Source organism: Paraburkholderia sp. RL18-085-BIA-A, from assembly GCF_046027075.1.
Taxonomy (GTDB): Bacteria; Pseudomonadota; Gammaproteobacteria; order Burkholderiales; family Burkholderiaceae; genus Paraburkholderia.
The window spans coordinates 59136-78318 of sequence record NZ_JARESU010000026.1; the positions used below are offsets into that span (position 1 = coordinate 59136).

Consider the following 19183-nt stretch of genomic DNA (forward strand, 5'->3'; position numbering starts at 1 on the left):
CGCAACGCTCACGCAACCACCAGGCAAGCATCACACCGCCGCGATCGGCGCCTTCGTTCCATGCCACCTGACGACCAGCATCCGCCCGACGTAGCACAGCGTTCCCGCGACGCCCACCACAATGCCCATGCCCCTGGGTGAGCCGTCGTGCCACAGGCCGACCGCCAGACTCGACAACGCGCCGAGCGCCAGCTGCACCGCGCCGAACACAGCGGCCGCGGCGCCCGCGTTGACCGGATAACGGTGCATCAGATCGGTCGTGCAATTGGCGGACAACAATCCCACTACCCCGACCACGAAGAACAGGCCGAACACGATCGACCACAATCCGCCCCAGCCCGTCAGCGAGACGAGAGCCACGAACAGCGAAGCACCAAAACTCACGGTTGCCGCGAAGGAAATGATCGGCAGCGAGCCGAGCCGGCCAACGAGACGCGTATTCAGCAAGTTGCCGAACATGATCCCGACGATGTTCAACGCGAACAGGAAACCGTAATGCTGTGCCGACACATGGAAGTATTCGATGTAGACGAAAGGCGTCGCCGTGATGTACGCGAACATCGCCGCGAACGCCATGCCGCCGCACAGCATGTGCCCCCACGCAACCGGGTCGCGCACCAGCTTGCCGTAAGCGCCGAACGATTTCAGCAACGCCGACTGCGCGCGCTTCTCGCGCGGCCACGTTTCCGGCACCTTGAGGAACGCGGTCACCGCACACACCACGCCGAATAGCGTCAGGACGATGAACACCACGCGCCAGCCGCCAAGCAGCAGCAACTGGCCGCCGATCAGCGGCGCGAGCAACGGGCCGATCGAGGTGACGATCGCAAGCATCGACAACACACGGGCTGCATCGGTCGGGCCGTGCGCATCGCGCGCGATCGCGCGCGCCAGCACCGACGCCGCGCCGGCACCGAGCGCCTGCACGAAGCGAAATGCCACCAGCGAGCCGATCGAAAACGACAAAGCGCACGCCACGCTCGCCAGCGCATACATGACGATGCCGCCAAGCAGCACCGGCCGTCGTCCGTACGTATCCGACAACGGACCGTAGAGCAGCATGCCGATCGAAAAGCCGAACATGAAACTGGTGAGCGTCGCTTGCGCGGCGCCAGTGCTGATCGCGAAGGCCTGCGCGAGGGTCGGCAGGCTCGGCAAATACATGTCGATGGAAATCGGCCCGCATGCGGCAAGCGCGCCGAGCAATAGAATCAGCCGGCCATCGGGCCGGCTTCTGGAGACGTGAGACATGGGAATCCGGATGGAGCGCCGCGCCGTGACCGGCAGCGGAACGGGTTGGAACGGCGAAAAGCACCAACTTGACGGCCTCGATTGTACGCGAGGGATCATGCTCACGAGAGGGCCGCGGCATCTGCTGCGTCCAACTGCCGTGCTGGATCATGGGCCGCCGCGGCGGCAGCTCGCGGCAACTGCGCAGCCGATCGGTTAAGCTGCCGCCTGAACTCCGGGGAGCGCACGACGTGTTCGCACTCCCCCTTTCCCGACATTCTGTTCCGAACACGCGATGACCGCCTTCCTGCTGATCTGGAGCCCCAAGAAATGGCCGTGGCCCGAGTTGCCCGACATCGCGAAACGCGTCGCCGCGGGCGTCGCTGTCAGCGACATGTGGGGCTGCGGATTTGCGCGCGGCATCCTGCCAGGCGATCGCGTGTTTCTGCATCGTGTCGCCCAGGAACCGAAGGGCATTTTCGGCTCCGGCTACGTGACCCGCGCGCCCTACGAAGTCCCGGACCCGGCGACCAAGCGAGGCTACCGCCTGTGCATCGACTTCGTGTACGACTGGCTCGTCGACGCGCACGAAGCTCCGGTGATTTCACGCGAGATGCTGCGCGCGCATCCGTTTTCCGTGCAGACGTGGGACGCGCAAAGCTCGGGCACGGTGATCAAGCCGATCGCGGAAGGCGCACTGGAAAAGCGTTGGGCCGAACTCACCGGCAAACGCAAACCGCCGAAGCTCGATACGCCCGTGGGCCCGACACGCTCAAGCAAAGTCACCGCGCATGCCGCGGCGGCGGCGAAAAGCGCGGCAGCGACGAGTCAGTCAGGCACGAAGCCGAAGACCGCAAGCAAACAGATCACCAAGCCCGAGACCGCCAAACCCGCATCGCGAACAGCAACCAAGAAGATTGCGACGAAACGCGCACAACAGGGATAACCACAAGCGCGCCTCGCCAAGGCGTCCGCAAAGCCTGTTCATGCTGACTCCGGTACAATTTCTCCACCTGTCCCAGCATCGCGCGAATCGCCCACGAGCGGCCTGCGCCGCTACGCAACCCCAATTCCAGCCATCGCCATGTCCAGAAACGAAACCCTCTTCGAACGCGCGCAACTTACCATTCCCGGCGGCGTGAACTCGCCGGTACGCGCCTTCCGCTCCGTCGGCGGCACGCCGCGCTTCATCGAACGCGCGCAAGGCCCCTACTTCTGGGACGCGGACGGCCAGCGCTACACCGACTACATCGGCTCGTGGGGCCCGATGATTCTCGGCCACGTTCATCCGGAAGTTCTCGAAGCGGTCCAGCGCGTGCTGGCCAACGGGTTCTCGTTCGGTGCGCCGACCGAGTCGGAAGTGGAAATCGCCGAAGAAATCTGCAAGCTGGTGCCGTCGATCGAACAGGTCCGCATGGTGTCGAGCGGCACGGAAGCAACCATGAGCGCGCTGCGTCTCGCGCGCGGCTTCACGAACCGCAGCCGCATCGTCAAGTTCGAAGGCTGCTACCACGGTCACGCGGACAGCCTGCTCGTCAAGGCCGGCTCGGGTCTGCTGACCTTCGGCAATCCGACTTCGGCGGGCGTGCCGGTGGATATCGCCAAGCACACCACGGTCCTCGAATACAACAACGTCGCTGCACTCGAAGAAGCGTTCCAGGCATTCGGCAACGAGATCGCCTCGGTGATCGTCGAGCCGGTCGCGGGTAACATGAACCTCGTGCGCGCCACGCCGGAATTCCTGCAAGCGTTGCGGCGTCTGTGCAGCGAATACGGCTCGATCCTGATCTTCGACGAAGTGATGTGCGGCTTCCGCGTCGCACTCGGTGGCGCGCAACAGGTGTACGGCATCACGCCGGACCTCACGTGTCTGGGCAAAGTGATCGGCGGCGGGATGCCGGCGGCGGCGTTCGGCGGCCGGCGCGACATCATGGCTCATCTCGCGCCGCTCGGCGGCGTCTACCAGGCGGGCACGCTGTCGGGCAATCCGATCGCGGTCGCCGCCGGCCTGAAGACGTTGCAGCTGATCCAGGCGCCGGGCTTTTACGACACGCTCGGTGCGCGCACCGCGCGTCTCGCGCAAGGACTTGCGCAGGTCGCACGCGAAGCGAAAGTGCCGTTTTCGGCCGACTCGCTCGGCGGCATGTTCGGCCTCTATTTCACCGGGTCGATCCCGAGCAGCTTCGCCGAAGTCACGAAGAGCGACGTGCCGCGCTTCAACGCGTTCTTTCACAAGATGCTCGACGCTGGCGTGTACTTCGCGCCGTCGGCATACGAGGCCGGCTTCGTTTCGATCGCTCACGACGACGCGATCATCGACGCCACGATCGACGCGGCGCGCGGCGCCTTCGCGTCGCTCGTGACCTGAAGCCGGCACCGCATAGCAACCACCCAAACCGAAACTCAACACGACCCAACCACCGCACCCGACCCCGATGTTTTCGCAAACCGACTTCGTCCATATGGAACGCGCGCTCGCACTAGCGAGGCGCGGCATGTACACCACCGATCCGAATCCGCGGGTGGGCTGCGTGCTCGTCAAGAACGGCGAAGTGATCGGCGAAGGCTTCACGCAACCGGCTGGCCAGGACCATGCGGAGATCCGCGCGTTGAAGGACGCGCGCTCGCGTGGCCATGATCTGCGGGGCGCCACCGCCTACGTGACGCTCGAACCGTGCAGTCACTTCGGCCGCACGCCGCCCTGCGTGAACGCGCTCATCGAGGCACAGGTGGCGCGCGTGGTCGCGGCGATGGAAGATCCCAATCCGCAGGTGTCCGGACGAGGTCTCGCGATGCTGCGCGACGCCGGCATCGAAGTGCGCTGCGGACTGCTCGCCAGCGAAGCGCATGAGATGAACATCGGCTTCGTGTCGCGCATGACACGCGGCCGCCCCTGGGTACGCATGAAGGTGGCGGCTTCCCTGGACGGCCGCACCGGCCTGCCGTCGGGCGTGAGCCAATGGATTACCGGCGCGGCGGCGCGTGCCGACGGGCACGCGTGGCGCGCCCGCGCTTCGGCGATCCTGACCGGCATCGGCACCGTCAGGGAAGACAATCCGCGTATGACGGTGCGCGCCGTCGACACGCCGCGCCAGCCGCTGCGCGTGTTGATCGACAGCCAGCTCGACGTGCCGCCGGACGCGCAGATCCTGGCCGGCCCACCCACGCTGATCTTCTGCGGCAATCTCGATTCGCGTCACGCCGATCGCGCCAATGCACTGCGCGACCGCGGCGCCGAGATCGTCCAGCTGCCGAACGCGTCCGGCAAGGTCGATCTGCCTGCCCTGCTCAGCGCGCTCGGCGAGCGCAACGTGAACGAACTGCACGTCGAGGCAGGCTACAAGCTGAACGGTTCGCTGCTGCGCGAAGGCTGCGTCGACGAATTGCTCGTGTATCTCGCGCCGAGCCTGCTCGGCATGGATTCGATGAGCATGTTCAACCTCGGCGCGCCCGAAACGCTCGAGGGCCGTGTCAAACTGAATTTCCACGCGGTCGACCGGATCGGCGACGACCTGCGGATTCTCGCGCGCTTTGCGCCGCAGGCCGCACTCGAAGCCGGCACCACTCCCGCGCCTCCCTCCGTTTCGAAATGACCAAGGATTAGCACGATGTTCACAGGAATCGTCGCGGCAGTGGGCCGCATCGAATCAGTCAGGCCGCTGGGCACCGACGGCGACGCGGGCCTGCGCCTGAACGTCGAGGCCGGCGGTCTCGACCTCAGCGACGTGCAGCTCGGCGACAGCATCACGGTCCAGGGCGCCTGCATGACCGTGGTCGCGAAAACCGCTCATTCGTTCGAAGTCGACGTGTCGCGCGAAAGCCTGAACTGCACGGCGGGCCTGGGCGAGATTGGCGAGGTCAACCTCGAGAAGGCGCTGCGCGCGCACGACCGGCTCGGCGGCCATATCGTCTCCGGCCACGTGGACGGGCTCGGCACGGTCACGCATTTCGCGCCGGTCGGCGAATCTCACGAACTGCGCGTGCTGGCGCCGCGCGAGATCGGCCGCTATCTGGCGTACAAAGGCTCAATCACGGTCAACGGCGTGAGCCTGACCGTCAACTCGGTTAAAGATCGCGACGATGGCTGCGAGTTTTCGATCAACCTGATTCCGCACACGGTCGAAGTGACCGCGCTCAAGCGTCTGCGTGAAGGCACGCAGGTGAATCTGGAAATCGACCTGATCGCGCGCTACGTGGAGCGCATGCTGAACGCGCCGAAATAACGGGCCGGCGCAGGGCGTTAAGCCCGGCCACGCATGGGCTGGCGGCGGTGCCCTGCCGCAGTCAGCCGGTGCGTGCGTCGATCGTTTCGACGAGCATAGCAACGGCGCACGGCTCGTCGCCAGCCGGTCAAACGGCCTAGGCCATCCGACAGAGGCGACTTGCACTCGCGCGTGGCGTAAAATACGCGCTTTCCCGAAAATCTCGCCACCATGACGCTCGCCTCCACCCCAGAGATCATCGCTGAACTCAAAGCCGGCCGGATGGTGATCCTCGTCGACGAAGAAGATCGCGAAAACGAGGGCGACCTCGTGATCGCCGCCGAGTTCGTCACGCCGGAAGCGATCAACTTCATGGCCCGGTACGGCCGTGGCCTGATCTGCCTGACGCTGACGCAGGAACGCTGCAAGCAGCTGAACCTGCCGCTGATGACTTACCGCAACGGCACGCAGTACGGCACCGCCTTCACCGTCAGCATTGAAGCCGCCGAAGGCGTGACCACCGGCATTTCGGCGGCCGACCGCGCCCGCACGATCGCCGCGGCGGTTGCCCCGGACGCCAAGGCCGACCATATCGTGCAGCCGGGCCATATCTTCCCGATCATGGCCCAGCCCGGCGGCGTGCTGGTGCGCGCCGGCCATACCGAGGCGGGTTGCGACTTCACCGCGCTGGCAGGCCTCACGTCGGCCGCGGTGATCTGCGAAGTCATCAAGGACGACGGCACGATGGCGCGCCTGCCGGACCTGATGGAGTTCGCGCAGGAACATGGTCTGAAAATCGGTACGATCGCGGATCTGATTCACTACCGCAGTCGCACCGAGTCGATCGTCGAACGGATTTGCGAGCGCACCATGCAAACGGCGCACGGCGCGTTTCGCGCGGTCATGTATCTCGACCAGCCGAGCGGCCAGCCGCACATCGCTCTCGTGCGCGGCACGCCGAGCCCGGAGCAGGACACGCCGGTGCGCGTGCATGAACCGCTGTCGGTGCTGGATCTGCTCGAAGTCGGCGAATCCACCCATTCGTGGACGCTGGATGCGGCGATGAAAGAAATCGCCAAACGCGATCTCGGCGTGATCGTGCTGCTCAATTGCGGCGACTCGAAAGATCATCTGATCGACGTTTTCAAGGCGTTCGACTCGACGGAAAAAGCCAAGGCGCTCAAACGCCGGCCGGTCGACTTCAAGACGTATGGCATCGGCGCGCAGATTCTGCGCGAGCTCGGTGTCGGCAAGATGCAGGTGCTGTCGAACCCGCGCAAGCTGGGCAGCATGTCGGGTTACGGTCTCGAAGTCACGGGCTTCGTACCAATGCCGGGCGGCACCGCGCAGGCTCCGCAAGGCTGATCCGACCATTCACGCGCTTAGCGCCCACTCAAAACACTACGGAATTCACATGGAAATCGGACAATACCAACCGAACCTCGACGGCGACGGACTGCGCATCGGCATCGTCCAGGCGCGCTTTAACGAACCCGTCTGCAACGGTCTCGCGGACGCCTGCATCGAAGAACTCGAACGCCTCGGCGTAACCGGCGAAGACGTGCTGCTCGTCACCGTGCCGGGCGCGCTGGAAATTCCGCTGGCGCTGCAAAAGCTCGCGGAAAGCGCGCAATTCGACGCGCTGATCGCGCTCGGCGCGGTAATCCGCGGCGAAACGTACCACTTCGAACTGGTCTCGAACGAAAGCGGCGCAGGCATCACGCGCATCGGGCTGGACTTCGGCATTCCGGTTGCGAACGCCGTGCTGACCACCGAAAACGACGAGCAGGCCGTCGCCCGCATGACCGAAAAGGGTCGTGACGCCGCACGCGTGGCCGTCGAGATGGCGAACCTCGCTGTCGCGCTCGAACAGCTCGGCGGCGACGACGATGAAGAAGACGAAGAAGAGGAAGAGGCATGAAGAGCGCCCGTCGACGCTCCCGCGAACTGGCCACGCAGGGGCTTTACCAGTGGCTGCTGTCGGATTCGCCCGCCGGTGAGATCGACGCGCAACTGCGCGGCGCGCAAGGTTTCGACAAGGCGGACCACGAGCATCTGGACGCGATTCTGCACGGCGTGATCCGCGATTCGGAAGCGCTGTCCGCGGCCATCGCGCCGTGTCTCGACCGGCCGCTCGAGCAGCTCTCGCCGGTCGAACGCGCCGTGCTGCTGGTCGCCGCGTTCGAACTGAAGAATCACGTCGACATTCCGTATCGCGTGGTCATCAACGAAGCGGTTGAACTCGCCAAGACCTTCGGCGGCGCGGACGGCTACAAGTACGTGAATGGCGTGCTGGACAAGCTGTCGGCGCAACTGCGCGTTGACGAAACGCAGGCGGCCAAAAAGCGTTGAGCGCAACCCGCATGACCCCGGCAGGATCGTGTCATGCGCCGCGCCCAATCCGGCCAGTCGAGCCGCCTGCAAGGACGCTGCCGCGCGCACGACTGTTCGCGCAGGCGCCGTCCCGCTTTTGCTTCTGAATTGGATTTGATCGTATGAACTCCGTGACCGAACCTTTGGTGCGGCTTGCTGCGCGCGTCGACGCCATCCAGCCCTTCTATGTGATGGAACTGGCCAAGGAGGCGGCGCTCCTCGAGCGCGACGGACGCGACATCATTCACATGGGAATCGGCGAACCCGATTTCACCGCGCCCGAGCCGGTCATCGAGGCGGCAGCCAGCGCCCTGCGCCGCGGCGTCACGCAGTACACCAACGCGCTCGGCCTGCACGCGCTGCGCGAAGCGATTTCGGCGCATTACGCCGAGGCCTACGGCGTGGACGTCGATCCGGCGCGGATCGTCGTCACCGCCGGCGCGTCCGCGGCGCTGCTGTTGGCCTGCGCGGCACTAGTGGATCGCGACGACGAAGTGCTGATGCCCGATCCGTGCTACCCGTGCAACCGTCATTTCGTGATTGCCGCCGAAGGCAAGCCGGTGATGGTGCCGAGCGGCCCGGCCGAACGCTTCCAGCTGACCGCCGCCGACGTCGAGCGCCTGTGGAACGAACGCACGCGCGGCGTGCTGCTCGCGTCGCCGTCGAACCCGACCGGCACGTCGATCGAGCCGGCCGAACTCGAACGCATCGTCAAGGCCGTGCGGGCGCGCGGCGGCTTCACCATCGTCGACGAGATCTACCAGGGCTTGAGCTACGATGCGAAGCCCGTGTCGGCGCTCTCGTTCGGCGAGGATGTAGTCACCGTCAACAGCTTCTCGAAGTACTTCAACATGACCGGCTGGCGGCTGGGCTGGCTCGTGGTGCCGCCCGGCATGGTCGGCGCCTTTGAAAAGCTCGCGCAGAACCTGTTCATCTGCGCATCGGCGCTCGCCCAGCATGCGGCGCTCGCCTGTTTCGAGCCCGCCACCATCGCCACTTACGAAGCGCGGCGTCTCGAGTTCAAGCGCCGCCGCGACTTCATCGCGCCGGCGCTGGAATCGCTGAGCTTCACAGTGCCGGTGATGCCCGACGGCGCGTTCTACGTCTATGCCGATTGCCGCACCGTCGCGCATCCGGCGGCCGGCGACAGTGCGGCGCTCACCAGGTCGATGCTGCACGACGCGGGCGTGGTGCTGGTACCGGGTATGGACTTCGGCACGCATGCACCGAAGGCGTACATCCGGCTTTCGTACGCGACCGCTTATCCGAAGCTGGAAGAGGCGGTCGAGCGGTTGGCGAAGCTGTTCGGGCGGCACTGACCACTGGCCGGGCGTGGCAGTTGCGGCTTTGATCATCGGTGCGGACGGGCATATTGAAGCCACGTGAAGCCACGCCTGCCCCGTCGAACGTCGGACATCGCGCCGAGCGGAGCCCCTCACGATCACCCTGACCCGCCAGACGCAAAAAAAAAGGACACCAACCAGTGTCCTTTTTTCTAGCAGCCACGCGTGCGTCAATTACGCCATCGGCATCACGCGGTTCAACTCAAGCGCCCAACTCCGAAGCCGATGCCACGTGCTTCGTATTGGAATTGGCGTCGTCCTGCCCGGAACCCTGCGTCTTCTCCGGCGTTGCCGCGCTCAACGGATGGCCGCCCTCAAGCGTCACCTGCACACGCTTGCCCCCACCCGCAGCCGCCGCCGCTGTATTCGTATTGGCTGATGCGGTCAGAGCCGGCGCCTGCGGTGCGTTGATCGGCACCTTGCGGCCGCGCGCCACGTCGCGCAGACGGCCACGTTCGGCCATCACCTTGGCGCCATAGCCGCCGTCGTCCTGCGTGCTCGAACCGACGTACAGCCGCAAGCCGCCCGGCAGCGAGCCGCCGCGGGCGATGCAATCCTTCAGCACCAGCGCGCCCACCTTGATGTTCGCGACCGGTTCGAGCGCTGCGCTCTCGCCGCCGAAATACTGGAATTTGTCCGAATGCACTTTGGACATCACCTGCATCAGACCTTGCGCGCCCACGCCACTCTCGGCGTACGGGTTGAAGCCCGATTCGATCGCCATCACCGATAGCAGCAGCAGCGGATCGAGACCGACTTCGCGGCCGGTATCAAACGCGGCCTTCACGAGCTCGCTGACGGGCTCCTGAGCGACGCGATAACGCCGTGCCAGGTAAGTCGCGACCAGATTTTGCTCACGGCTCGACACCAGCACGCGATCGTCGCGCGCGTCGGCCGAGACCCGTTGCGCCGGAATCAGGCGCGCCAGCGCACTGACGCTCTGCATCGTACGCGGATCGAGCCCATTGAGCGCCGCGACGCCCATGCCGGCCGAACCGGAGCCGTCGAAAGCGCCGTCGAAGCTGGTGTTACCCACGGTGAGGCTGGTGCTGCCGTTGTTCGCACCGGTTGCAAGGTCGGCGCCATTCGGTGAGTTGGACGACAGCGAGTCGTCGGACGGGGCAGCAGCGTTGCTGGGCGGCCCGAAGGACGGCAGCGGATTGCCTTGCAGCAGACGGGCCGGACCCGCCTGCACAGCGGCGGAGATGACCGGCATCAGCCGCGCGGCCAAGGTGCCGCGCCAGGCCGGCATCAGCCACAGTGCGATTGCCAGCACGACAGCGATACCGCCGACGATGCTGAACAGGTGATGACTCATTCGCGTCCCGCGACGCAACACACCACGCACAACTTGCGCAATCCGTGCATCGGGACGCCACGATAACCAGGCGTTCATTCAGATCTCCCATGTTGCATGATCCGCGAACCCCGCCAACAGATGAAAACGGCGGCACCACACGTTCGCAGAGTCAAGACATCGCGTGCTCTGTCTGGTTAGGGCAGCAGCGACGTCGGGAAAACGGCAAATACCGTCTGTGGGGAGCCATCTTGAAATACCCGCGCCATGCCAAAAGAGCATGCAGGCGTTGGCTCCCACGCGAAAAACCAGCGTCGGCAGCGCTGGTGAGGACTTCAATAGCCGTCAAGTACCGTGCAGGGGAATCGGTAAAGCGGTGACGCGTTGCGTCAGATGGGACCGGGGGCAGTGGTAAAAAGGTTCACGCCCTGCAAGTAATGTGGACGGATTCTATGCAGGGTTTTATAGATCGTCAACACTATAGAACGGGAAAAGTATAACTATTTGTAATAATGAACGGTGTTCAGTTCGTCGGAAACGGCGCGGTAGGCCACTTTCGAGCGGTCTGCCCCCCGCCGTTCCGGCTAGGTCATTTGGCCGATCTACGTGCGCTAGCCAACGCAGGTAAAATCGACAATTCCGCTGGCGCCGGGCAACCCGCTGCGCCCTTCTCTTTCGCCGCCGAACGTGGCACTGAACCGCAACAGATGAAATACAAAGACCTGCGCGATTTCGTCAGCCGTCTCGAAACGATCGGTGAACTGCGCCGTATCTCGCAACCCGTTTCGCCCAGGCTGGAAATGACCGAACTGTGCGACCGCGTGCTGCGCGCCGGCGGCCCCGCCCTGTTGTTCGAGAACAAGGCGCAGCATGGGTTCCCGGTGCTCGGCAACCTGTTCGGCACGCCGCGCCGGGTCGCGCTCGGCATGGGTGTCGACGCGCAAGCCGGCGGAGGCGACGGCGCGGCGCTGGAGTCGTTGCGCGACGTCGGCCGGTTACTCTCCGCACTGAAGGAGCCGGAGCCGCCGAAGGGGCTCAAGGACGCGGGCAAGCTGTTCTCGCTGGCGAAGGCGGTGTGGGACATGGCGCCCAAAACGGTGGGCGCGCCTCCCTGCCAGGAAATCGTCTGGGAGGGCAATGACGTCGACCTCGCCAGACTGCCAATCCAGACCTGCTGGCCGGGCGATGCCGGCCCGCTGATCACATGGGGCCTGACCGTCACGAAAGGGCCGAACAAGAGCCGACAAAATTTAGGAATATATCGCCAGCAATTGATCGGCCGTAACAAGCTGATCATGCGCTGGCTCGCGCATCGCGGCGGCGCGCTCGATTTCCGCGAATTCGCGCTGCGCAACCCCGGCAAGCCGTATCCGGTCGCCGTGGTGCTCGGCGCCGATCCGGCGACCATCCTCGGCGCGGTCACGCCGGTGCCCGACACGCTGTCTGAATACCAGTTCGCCGGCCTGCTGCGCGGCGGACGCACCGAGCTTGCGAAGTGCCTCACGCCGGGCGTCGACGGCCTTCAGGTGCCCGCGCGCGCCGAGATCGTGCTCGAAGGCTTCATTCATCCGCAGGAGGGCACGCCCTCGCCCGCCCCCGCAGGCGCTCCGCCGCGTCCGGTCAAGGGCGCGTCGGCGGCGTACGAACATGCGCTCGAGGGTCCATACGGCGACCATACGGGCTACTACAACGAGCAGGAGTGGTTTCCGGTCTTCACCGTCGAGCGCATCACGATGCGGCGCGAGGCGATCTACCACTCCACCTATACCGGCAAACCGCCCGACGAACCCGCCGTGCTCGGCGTCGCGCTCAACGAAGTGTTCGTGCCGCTGTTGCAGAAGCAGTTCACCGAAATCACCGACTTCTATCTGCCGCCCGAAGGCTGCAGCTACCGCATGGCCATCGTGCAGATGAAGAAGAGCTACCCCGGCCACGCCAAGCGCGTGATGTTCGGCGTGTGGAGCTTCTTGCGGCAGTTCATGTATACGAAGTTCATCGTGGTGGTCGACGAGGACGTCAATATCCGCGACTGGAAGGAAGTGATCTGGGCGATCACCACGCGCATCGATCCCGCGCGCGACACGGTGCTGGTGGATCGCACGCCGATCGACTATCTGGATTTCGCGTCGCCTGTGGCGGGGCTCGGCTCGAAGATGGGACTCGACGCGACCAACAAGTGGCCCGGCGAAACCGATCGCGAATGGGGCCGCCCGATCGTGATGGACGACGCGGTCAAGCAGCGCGTCGATACCTTGTGGAACGAGTTGGGCCTGTAAGGCGAGCCGTGGGACAAGACCAACAACAAAAACAGATGGAGCAGTTGCACGGATGCACGCCTTTTCAATGATGTCGGACGGTTTTTTTCTGTCGTTGTCGCTGTGCCTGGATATCGGTCTCGTGAACGTCGCGATGATCTCGCTGACGCTCTCGCACGGTTTCAAGCCGGGCTTCTGGCTCGGCCTCGGTTCCTGCATCGGCGATCTGATTTACGCGACGCTCGCGCTCGCCGGCATGGCCGCGCTGCTGCAGTTCGAATCGGTGCGCTGGGTGGTGTGGATCGGCGGCGCGACTATCCTGCTGTTCCTGACCTGGAAGATGGCCCGTGAGGCGATGTTCCCGGCAACGGGGGCGGCGGTGGCAGGCGTTGGCGACGCCGATGCGCCGCATCTGTCGGCATGGCGCGGCTTTTTGCGCGGCGTGCTGCTGGCCGTGTCGTCGCCGTCGGGGATTCTGTGGTTCGCGGCCGTCGGCGGCGCGTTGATCGCGAAAGCGGGGGCCACCAGCCCGACGACCGCGCTGGTGTTCCTCGGCGGATTTTTTCTCGGCGGTCTGTGCTGGACGGTCTTTATCTGCGGCCTCGGCAGTCACGGACGCAAGCGCGCGGGCGCTGGTTTGCTGCGCGCCTGCCACGTGCTGTCCGCGCTGCTGTTCGCGTACTTTTCGTATAGCGTGATCGTCAACGGATATCACGATCTGATCGTGCAGACCTCGCAGGTGGCGAGCTGATGGAAAAACGGCTTGCGCCGTCACCAAGCCGTTTTCTCCAGTCAGGTTCGAGCCGTTCGCTCAGGCGAGATACTGTGCGAGCTTGGGCAGATCGACGTTGCCGCCGCTCACCACCACGCCGACCCGCTTGCCCTTCGCCGGCACGATGCCGTTGAGCACCGCCGCCGCGGCCAGACAACCCGTCGGCTCGACCACTATCTTCATACGTTGCGCGAAAAAGCGCATCGTATCGATCAACTGCTCGTCGCTGACGGTTTCGATCCGCGCCACCCGCTCGCGGATGATCGCGAACGTGTAGTCGCCGAGATGCGTGGAGGCAGCGCCGTCGGCGATCGTGCGCGGCGTGTCGATATGAACGATCTCGCCGCGCGCGAGCGATTGCTGGCCGTCGTTGCCCGCTTCCGGCTCGACGCCGATCACCGTGCACGCCGGGCTCAACTCCGCTGCCGACAACGCGCTGCCGCCGAGCAATCCGCCGCCGCCCAGGCACACGACCAGCGTGTCGAGCGGGCCGGTTTCGTCGATCATCTCTTTCACCGCGGTGCCCTGCCCGGCGATCACGTGCGGATGGTCGTACGGCGGAATCAGCGTCATGCCGCGCTCTTGCGAAAGCCGCCGGCCAATCTCTTCGCGGTTCTCGGTATAGCGGTCGTAGGTGATCACTTCGCCGCCATACCCCTTGGTCGCCGCGACTTTGGCCGCGGGGGCGTCGTGCGGCATGACGATCGTCGCGTGGATGCCGGCAAGGCGCGCCGACAGCGCGATGGCCTGAGCATGATTACCCGACGAATACGTCAGCACGCCCGCTTTGCGCTGCTCCGCATCGAAGTGCGAAATCGCGTTATAGGCGCCGCGAAACTTGAACGCGCCCATGCGCTGAAAATTCTCGCACTTGAAGAACACCGATGCGCCCGTGCGCTCGTCGAATGTGCTCGAGGTCAGCACGGGGGTACGGTGGGCGACGCCCTCGAGACGCGCTGCGGCGTCGAGTACATCGTCGAAAGTGGGAGCGGGAAGCGCTTGCATCGGCGGAACTCTCCTGAGCGGTGGCGAAACACGCATTGTCCCAGCTTCGCCACGCTTTGGAACGCCGGCCTTGCGCGCGCAGGAAACGGAAAAACGAACGTGGAAACAAAAACGGCGTAACCCGGCAATCAAGCCGGCGTTACGCCGAGTGCGATCACGCTTTGCCTGCCGCGATTAGCGGCGGTAATAACCGCGACCGTAATAACCGTGGCCGTAATAACCGTGGTAATAGCCGTGACGATAATACGGACGGCCATAGCCGTAATAACCACCGACCACCACGGGCGGCGGCGCATACACGACAGGCGGCACATAAACCGGCGGCGGAGGTGCGTAATAGACCGGCGGGGGCGCCGCATATACCGGATAAGCCGGCGCGACCGGAACCCCAATGCCGATACCGACGGAAACATGTGCCTCTGCCGCCCCGGCTAGTCCCAAGCCGAGCGCAGCAACGACAAACGGAACGATCTTTCTCACTTTATTCTCCTAGCGCGACCTATCAAGGACGCCGACTGCGCATGCCTTGCATGCTACCCATTCAATCTATCGAAAAAGACCACGCATATCTGTTCGCATTTGTTGCAAATTGCAATGCGCGACAATAGGCCGACATTCAGCCCCCATTCGCGCGAGCGGGTCTGGTCACGCCGCGGCGACGTTTTGAGCTGAAGATCAAGGGTTTGAGCGGAGTCGAAACGCGTAGAGCGCGCGTTCGTGCGGCGCGTGCAATTTCCAGCTTCGCGTTTCGGTAATCTTTGATTACAAATTAGCTTCAATACTGACAACGCAACCGAGCCTCCAATAAAAAATGCCCGGCGAATTGCCGGGCATTTCTCACCAGTGAACGCAGCCGGTTCAGCCCACTTTCACATACGCAAATTCGCGGGACACGCTGGGCGGAACGTACGCGCCGCTAATACGGACGCGCGGGGTCAGGCGCTTTTTCTGCTCCCACCAGCGACGGCGCTGTGCGTGTGTCAGGAACCGCAAGTGCTTTCGGTAAGAAAAAATACTCATCGTGAACCTCCCGAATCTGACTGCGTAACGAAGTACCCAGAAACAGCCACTACCAAATCAGTCCTGAACAATTGTGAGCAGCTTTCGAACTTGCGGGCGGCGCTTCGCCGCATGTCCGGCTGCATGCGCCATATCTGGCGCAAACTGTTCGCAGGAAAATCGAGCCGGATCACGCCGCCGACGCCGAATGCGCGATACTTCTGCTTTTCCGTTCAAATGTTCCGTCTGGAGCAGGAAACCATGTCCCAGTCTCCATTGCCGCGCCTTGGCTTTATCGGTGCTGGCCGACTCGCGCGTTGTCTCGCGCTGAGCTTTTCTCGCGCCGGCTACCCGGTCACGGCGGTGGCGAGCCGTTCAGCGGCGTCGGCCGGCCGGGTTGCCAGTCAAATCGAGCATTGCGTGGCATCCGTCGATCCGCAACAGGTCGTCGAGGCCGCCGATATCGTGTTTTTAGCTGTTCCCGATGACAGCATCGGTACGTCAGCGCACACACTGCGGTTCGGTCCGGACGCCGCGAGCCGGCACGGCAAGGCCCTCGTGCATTGCAGCGGTGCTTCGCCGGTCGAGCTGCTGGCCCCGGCGCGCGACCAGGGGGTGTCGATCGGCGGTTTTCATCCACTCTACCTCTTTAGCGGAGAGCTCGCCGACCTCGAGCGGATCGCCGGCTGCTCGGTGACGATCGAGGCCGACGGCGCGTTGAAGGACACGCTGACCGCGCTGGCGCTCGCGTTGCGCTGCCATCCGCTGTCGATTCCGGCGGGCGGCCGCATGCTGTATCACGCCGCCGCGCACTATGCGGCCAGCTTCGCGCTGTGCAGCCTCGCCGAATGCGTCGCGCTGTGGCGCACGCTCGGTTTCGCCGAAGACGACGCGCTGCGCGCCCTGCTGCCGATGCTCGCGGGCACCATCGAAACCGCCCGCGATAAGGGCTTACCCAACGCGCTAGCGGGCCCGGTGTCGCGTGGCGACACCGGGGTCGTGGCTAAGCAGTTGGCGCTACTCGAAGGGCTCGGCGGCGACCACGCGGCACTCTACGGCTTGTTGTCGCGGCGCGCGGTCGGACTGGCCGAACGCCGCGTGAGCCCGCCCGCCGCGCTCGAAGCGATCGCCGCGACGGTCGAGGATTCGCTCAACCGATCGCTGAATCAAGCCGCAGCAGGTGCAAGCGTCAAGTAAGCCGTGATAATGTGACGTCCGGCGCCGCACGCAATCCGCGAACGCCGCGCATCGGGACCAACAGACGAGAACGTACAATGATCAAGGTCAGCATCCTCTATCCGTACCGGGAAAACGGCCACTTCGACGTGGAGTATTACTGCGCCACGCATATGCCGCTTGCGGCGACGCTGTTCGGAGCGTCGCTGAAGGGCTGGTCGGTCGATGTCGGCATCAATGCCGGGCCGCCGGGAACGCCGCCGCCGTACGTCGCCGCGGGCCACTTCCTGTTCGACAGCGCGGATGATTTCTACAAGGTCTTCAAGTCGGCCTCCGAGCGGCTGATGGCCGACATCCCCAATTACACCGACGGCGGCAACGGCACGATTCTGATCAGTGAGATCAAGATTTCCGTGTGATGACGAGCAGACGGAAGCGAAACGGCGGCGTCTCATTCAAGCAGCCGCCGCATCCGGATCGAAGCCTCGTCACCGAACCACCGCGCGAAACGCGCATGCAATCCCCATGAACCGCCGGCGCGCACCGATCGCTCCACGCCGGCACCCCGCGGCCGATCGGCGGCCGCCATCCGATGCATAAGGACACGAGATGTTTGGCGATATCGCCCGTTTTCTGCTCAATACCGTCTTCACGCTGTTCGGCGCGGCGTTGCTGCTGCGCGCCTGGCTGCAGGTCGTGCGCATGCCGCCCTACAATCCGGTGACGAACGCCGTGCTGCAAGCCACCAACTGGATCGTGCTGCCGCTGCGGCACATCTTGCCGAGCACGCGCAGCGTCGACTGGGCGAGCCTCGTTGCGGCGCTGCTCGCGGCGATCGTCTATGTGGTGCTGATGGTGGTCCTCACTGGCGCCGATCCGCTCACGCTGCTGCCGACGCTGCTGATCGTCGCCGTGCTGACGCTCATCAAGTGGGCGCTGAATCTGATCATCTGGATGACGATCCTGATGGCGCTGCTGTCGTGGCTCAATCCGCGCTCCCCGGCCATGCCGATTCTGTATCAACTGACCGCGCCGTTTCTGAATCCGCTGCGCCGCGTCTTGCCGCAACTCGGCGGGATCGACCTGTCGCCGATTCTGCTGTTCGTGATCGTGCAGGTGCTGTTGATGGTGGTCACGCGCGCAGCCGTTCAGCTGACTTACTTCGTGATCTGATGGCGTGATGCGTCAGCGGGAAAGGGTGTGTGATTTGCGCTGAACACCCTTTTCCGAGTAGAATTGTGCGCTCTGCGGGCGTCGTATAATGGTAATACCCTAGCTTCCCAAGCTAGAGCCGTGGGTTCGATTCCCATCGCCCGCTCCAGACCCTCTCCAGCACAGCCTGTGCGTCGCGCTACGCGATTCAACCAGGCGCAGGCAGTCTGCAAAAATCCGTATTTTCCGCTCGTCCCAGCCGTTGCTGCATTCACGCACATTCGCGCCGCGCCCCATCTGCGCGACGACATCAACCGCCCTTCGTCTGGACGCGCCCTTTTCGGTTGTGCTACCTTACGCGCACTTGCAACGCCCGCTCCACCTTCCGGCTGAGCCTTTCAGCGGAAATCCAGCACGAGCCGCCTCCACGAAGGCGGCTTTTTTGTAGCGGCGGCGGCTCGGCGTAGCGAGCCGCGTCTGTCTGCCGCGCGCACGATTCGCGGCTGCCGCCGCGCCAGCGCGGCCAGGTCGTCGCGTTGCCGTACCACTCAAGCCGCAAAGCCCTCACCCTAGCAGCAGCATCGACGATGATCCACGAACCAAACGACACCGGCCTGCCGGACGAACTCCCGACGCCCTCCAACGAAGCCGAAGACCAACCCGCCGGCGACACGGCGCCCCAGCAAGCATCCCCGGAAGCGCTGCACCGCCGCCGCATCCGCAGCTTTGTCACGCGCGCTGGCCGCGTGTCGACCGGCCAGCGCCGCGCAATGGACGAACTCGGCCCGCGTTTCGTGGTGCCCTTCACGCCGCAGCAGCCCGACTGGGACAACGTGTTCGGCCGCGCGGCGCCGCGCATATTGGAAATCGGTTTCGGCATGGGCGCGACGACCGCGGAAATCGCGTCGCACCGTCCGGGCGACGACTTCCTCGGCGTCGAAGTACACGAACCAGGTGTGGGCGCGTTGCTCAAGCTGATGGGCGAGCAGTCGCTGTCGAATATCCGCATCATTCAGCACGATGCAGTCGAAGTGCTCGAACAGATGATCGCGCCGGACAGCCTCGACGGCATGCACATCTTCTTCCCGGACCCGTGGCACAAGGCGCGTCACCACAAGCGCCGGCTGATCCAGCCGAAGTTCGTCGCGCTACTGGTGTCGCGGTTGAAGCCCGGCGCCTATCTGCATTGCGCGACCGACTGGCAAAACTACGCCGAGCAGATGCTTGAAGTGCTAGGCGCCGAGCCCACGCTGGAGAACACCGCCGACCACTATGCGCCGCGCCCGGAGTATCGTCCGGTGACGAAGTTCGAGCGCCGCGGGCTGCGGCTTGGACACGGCGTGTGGGATCTGGTGTTCCGCAAACGCGGCGCGGCGTAA

Annotated in this window: 18 protein-coding genes and 1 tRNA gene; 15 read left to right on the forward strand and 4 right to left on the reverse strand. The window is 64.5% G+C overall.

What is annotated here, in order from left to right; all coding sequences use genetic code 11:
- Positions 1-30 precede the first annotated feature (30 nt).
- Positions 31-1251, reverse strand: a complete 1221-nt coding sequence (locus P0D89_RS19510) for a Bcr/CflA family multidrug efflux MFS transporter (protein ID WP_408361477.1) — start codon at positions 1249-1251, stop codon at positions 31-33.
- 274 nt (positions 1252-1525) lie between these two features.
- Between P0D89_RS19510 and P0D89_RS19515 the strand changes: the two genes are divergently transcribed.
- The 8 genes from P0D89_RS19515 to P0D89_RS19550 all read left to right on the forward strand — a co-directional run bounded on the left by P0D89_RS19515 (position 1526) and on the right by P0D89_RS19550 (position 9124).
- Positions 1526-2176, forward strand: coding sequence for a hypothetical protein (locus P0D89_RS19515; RefSeq protein ID WP_408361478.1), 651 nt, complete (start codon positions 1526-1528; stop codon positions 2174-2176).
- Between the two features lie 138 nt (positions 2177-2314).
- Positions 2315-3598: a glutamate-1-semialdehyde 2,1-aminomutase gene (gene hemL / locus P0D89_RS19520; RefSeq protein ID WP_408361479.1), complete on the forward strand. Its 1284-nt coding sequence runs from the start codon at positions 2315-2317 to the stop codon at positions 3596-3598.
- Positions 3599-3665: 67 nt separating this feature from the next.
- Positions 3666-4823, forward strand: coding sequence for a bifunctional diaminohydroxyphosphoribosylaminopyrimidine deaminase/5-amino-6-(5-phosphoribosylamino)uracil reductase RibD (gene ribD, locus P0D89_RS19525; protein WP_408361480.1), 1158 nt, complete (start codon positions 3666-3668; stop codon positions 4821-4823).
- Between the two features lie 15 nt (positions 4824-4838).
- On the forward strand, positions 4839-5453 hold the full coding sequence (locus P0D89_RS19530) for a riboflavin synthase (RefSeq protein WP_408361481.1): 615 nt from the start codon (positions 4839-4841) through the stop codon (positions 5451-5453).
- Between the two features lie 210 nt (positions 5454-5663).
- Positions 5664-6797, forward strand: a complete 1134-nt coding sequence (gene ribBA / locus P0D89_RS19535) for a bifunctional 3,4-dihydroxy-2-butanone-4-phosphate synthase/GTP cyclohydrolase II (RefSeq protein WP_408361482.1) — start codon at positions 5664-5666, stop codon at positions 6795-6797.
- A 49-nt stretch (positions 6798-6846) separates the two neighbouring features.
- Positions 6847-7353: a 6,7-dimethyl-8-ribityllumazine synthase gene (ribH, locus tag P0D89_RS19540; RefSeq protein ID WP_408361483.1), complete on the forward strand. Its 507-nt coding sequence runs from the start codon at positions 6847-6849 to the stop codon at positions 7351-7353.
- A complete protein-coding gene (nusB, locus tag P0D89_RS19545) occupies positions 7350-7784 on the forward strand; it encodes a transcription antitermination factor NusB (RefSeq protein WP_408361484.1) in 435 nt (144 codons plus the stop codon). The genes ribH and nusB overlap by 4 nt, the downstream gene beginning before the upstream one ends.
- A gap of 143 nt (positions 7785-7927) precedes the next feature.
- Positions 7928-9124, forward strand: coding sequence for a pyridoxal phosphate-dependent aminotransferase (locus tag P0D89_RS19550; protein WP_408361485.1), 1197 nt, complete (start codon positions 7928-7930; stop codon positions 9122-9124).
- Positions 9125-9350: 226 nt separating this feature from the next.
- Here P0D89_RS19550 and P0D89_RS19555 read toward each other — a convergent pair whose 3' ends face one another.
- Positions 9351-10544 (reverse strand): transglycosylase SLT domain-containing protein, encoded by a 1194-nt coding sequence (locus P0D89_RS19555; protein WP_408361486.1) that lies wholly within the window; start codon positions 10542-10544, stop codon positions 9351-9353.
- A 608-nt stretch (positions 10545-11152) separates the two neighbouring features.
- On the opposite strand from P0D89_RS19555, the gene P0D89_RS19560 reads away from it, so the two are divergent.
- Positions 11153-12721 (forward strand): UbiD family decarboxylase, encoded by a 1569-nt coding sequence (locus P0D89_RS19560; RefSeq protein WP_408361487.1) that lies wholly within the window; start codon positions 11153-11155, stop codon positions 12719-12721.
- A gap of 52 nt (positions 12722-12773) precedes the next feature.
- Positions 12774-13451 (forward strand): LysE family translocator, encoded by a 678-nt coding sequence (locus P0D89_RS19565; protein ID WP_408361488.1) that lies wholly within the window; start codon positions 12774-12776, stop codon positions 13449-13451.
- 60 nt (positions 13452-13511) lie between these two features.
- Here P0D89_RS19565 and P0D89_RS19570 read toward each other — a convergent pair whose 3' ends face one another.
- Positions 13512-14477, reverse strand: a complete 966-nt coding sequence (locus P0D89_RS19570; protein WP_408361489.1) for a threo-3-hydroxy-L-aspartate ammonia-lyase — start codon at positions 14475-14477, stop codon at positions 13512-13514.
- A gap of 174 nt (positions 14478-14651) precedes the next feature.
- The gene (locus P0D89_RS19575) at positions 14652-14957 is read right to left on the reverse strand and encodes a hypothetical protein (RefSeq protein WP_408361490.1); all 306 of its coding nucleotides are present in this window, start codon (positions 14955-14957) and stop codon (positions 14652-14654) included.
- Positions 14958-15737: 780 nt separating this feature from the next.
- On the opposite strand from P0D89_RS19575, the gene P0D89_RS19580 reads away from it, so the two are divergent.
- The 5 genes from P0D89_RS19580 to trmB all read left to right on the forward strand — a co-directional run bounded on the left by P0D89_RS19580 (position 15738) and on the right by trmB (position 19183).
- Entirely contained in the window at positions 15738-16673 is a 936-nt protein-coding gene (locus P0D89_RS19580; protein WP_408361491.1) for a Rossmann-like and DUF2520 domain-containing protein, read from the forward strand.
- A gap of 77 nt (positions 16674-16750) precedes the next feature.
- Positions 16751-17071 carry an EthD family reductase gene (locus P0D89_RS19585; RefSeq protein ID WP_408361492.1) on the forward strand — a complete coding sequence of 107 codons (321 nt, stop codon included), beginning with the start codon at positions 16751-16753 and terminating at the stop codon, positions 17069-17071.
- 190 nt (positions 17072-17261) lie between these two features.
- Positions 17262-17825 (forward strand): YggT family protein, encoded by a 564-nt coding sequence (locus P0D89_RS19590; RefSeq protein WP_408361493.1) that lies wholly within the window; start codon positions 17262-17264, stop codon positions 17823-17825.
- 74 nt (positions 17826-17899) lie between these two features.
- Positions 17900-17973 (forward strand) — tRNA-Gly (locus tag P0D89_RS19595).
- Positions 17974-18391: 418 nt separating this feature from the next.
- On the forward strand, positions 18392-19183 hold the full coding sequence (gene trmB / locus P0D89_RS19600; RefSeq protein WP_408361494.1) for a tRNA (guanosine(46)-N7)-methyltransferase TrmB: 792 nt from the start codon (positions 18392-18394) through the stop codon (positions 19181-19183).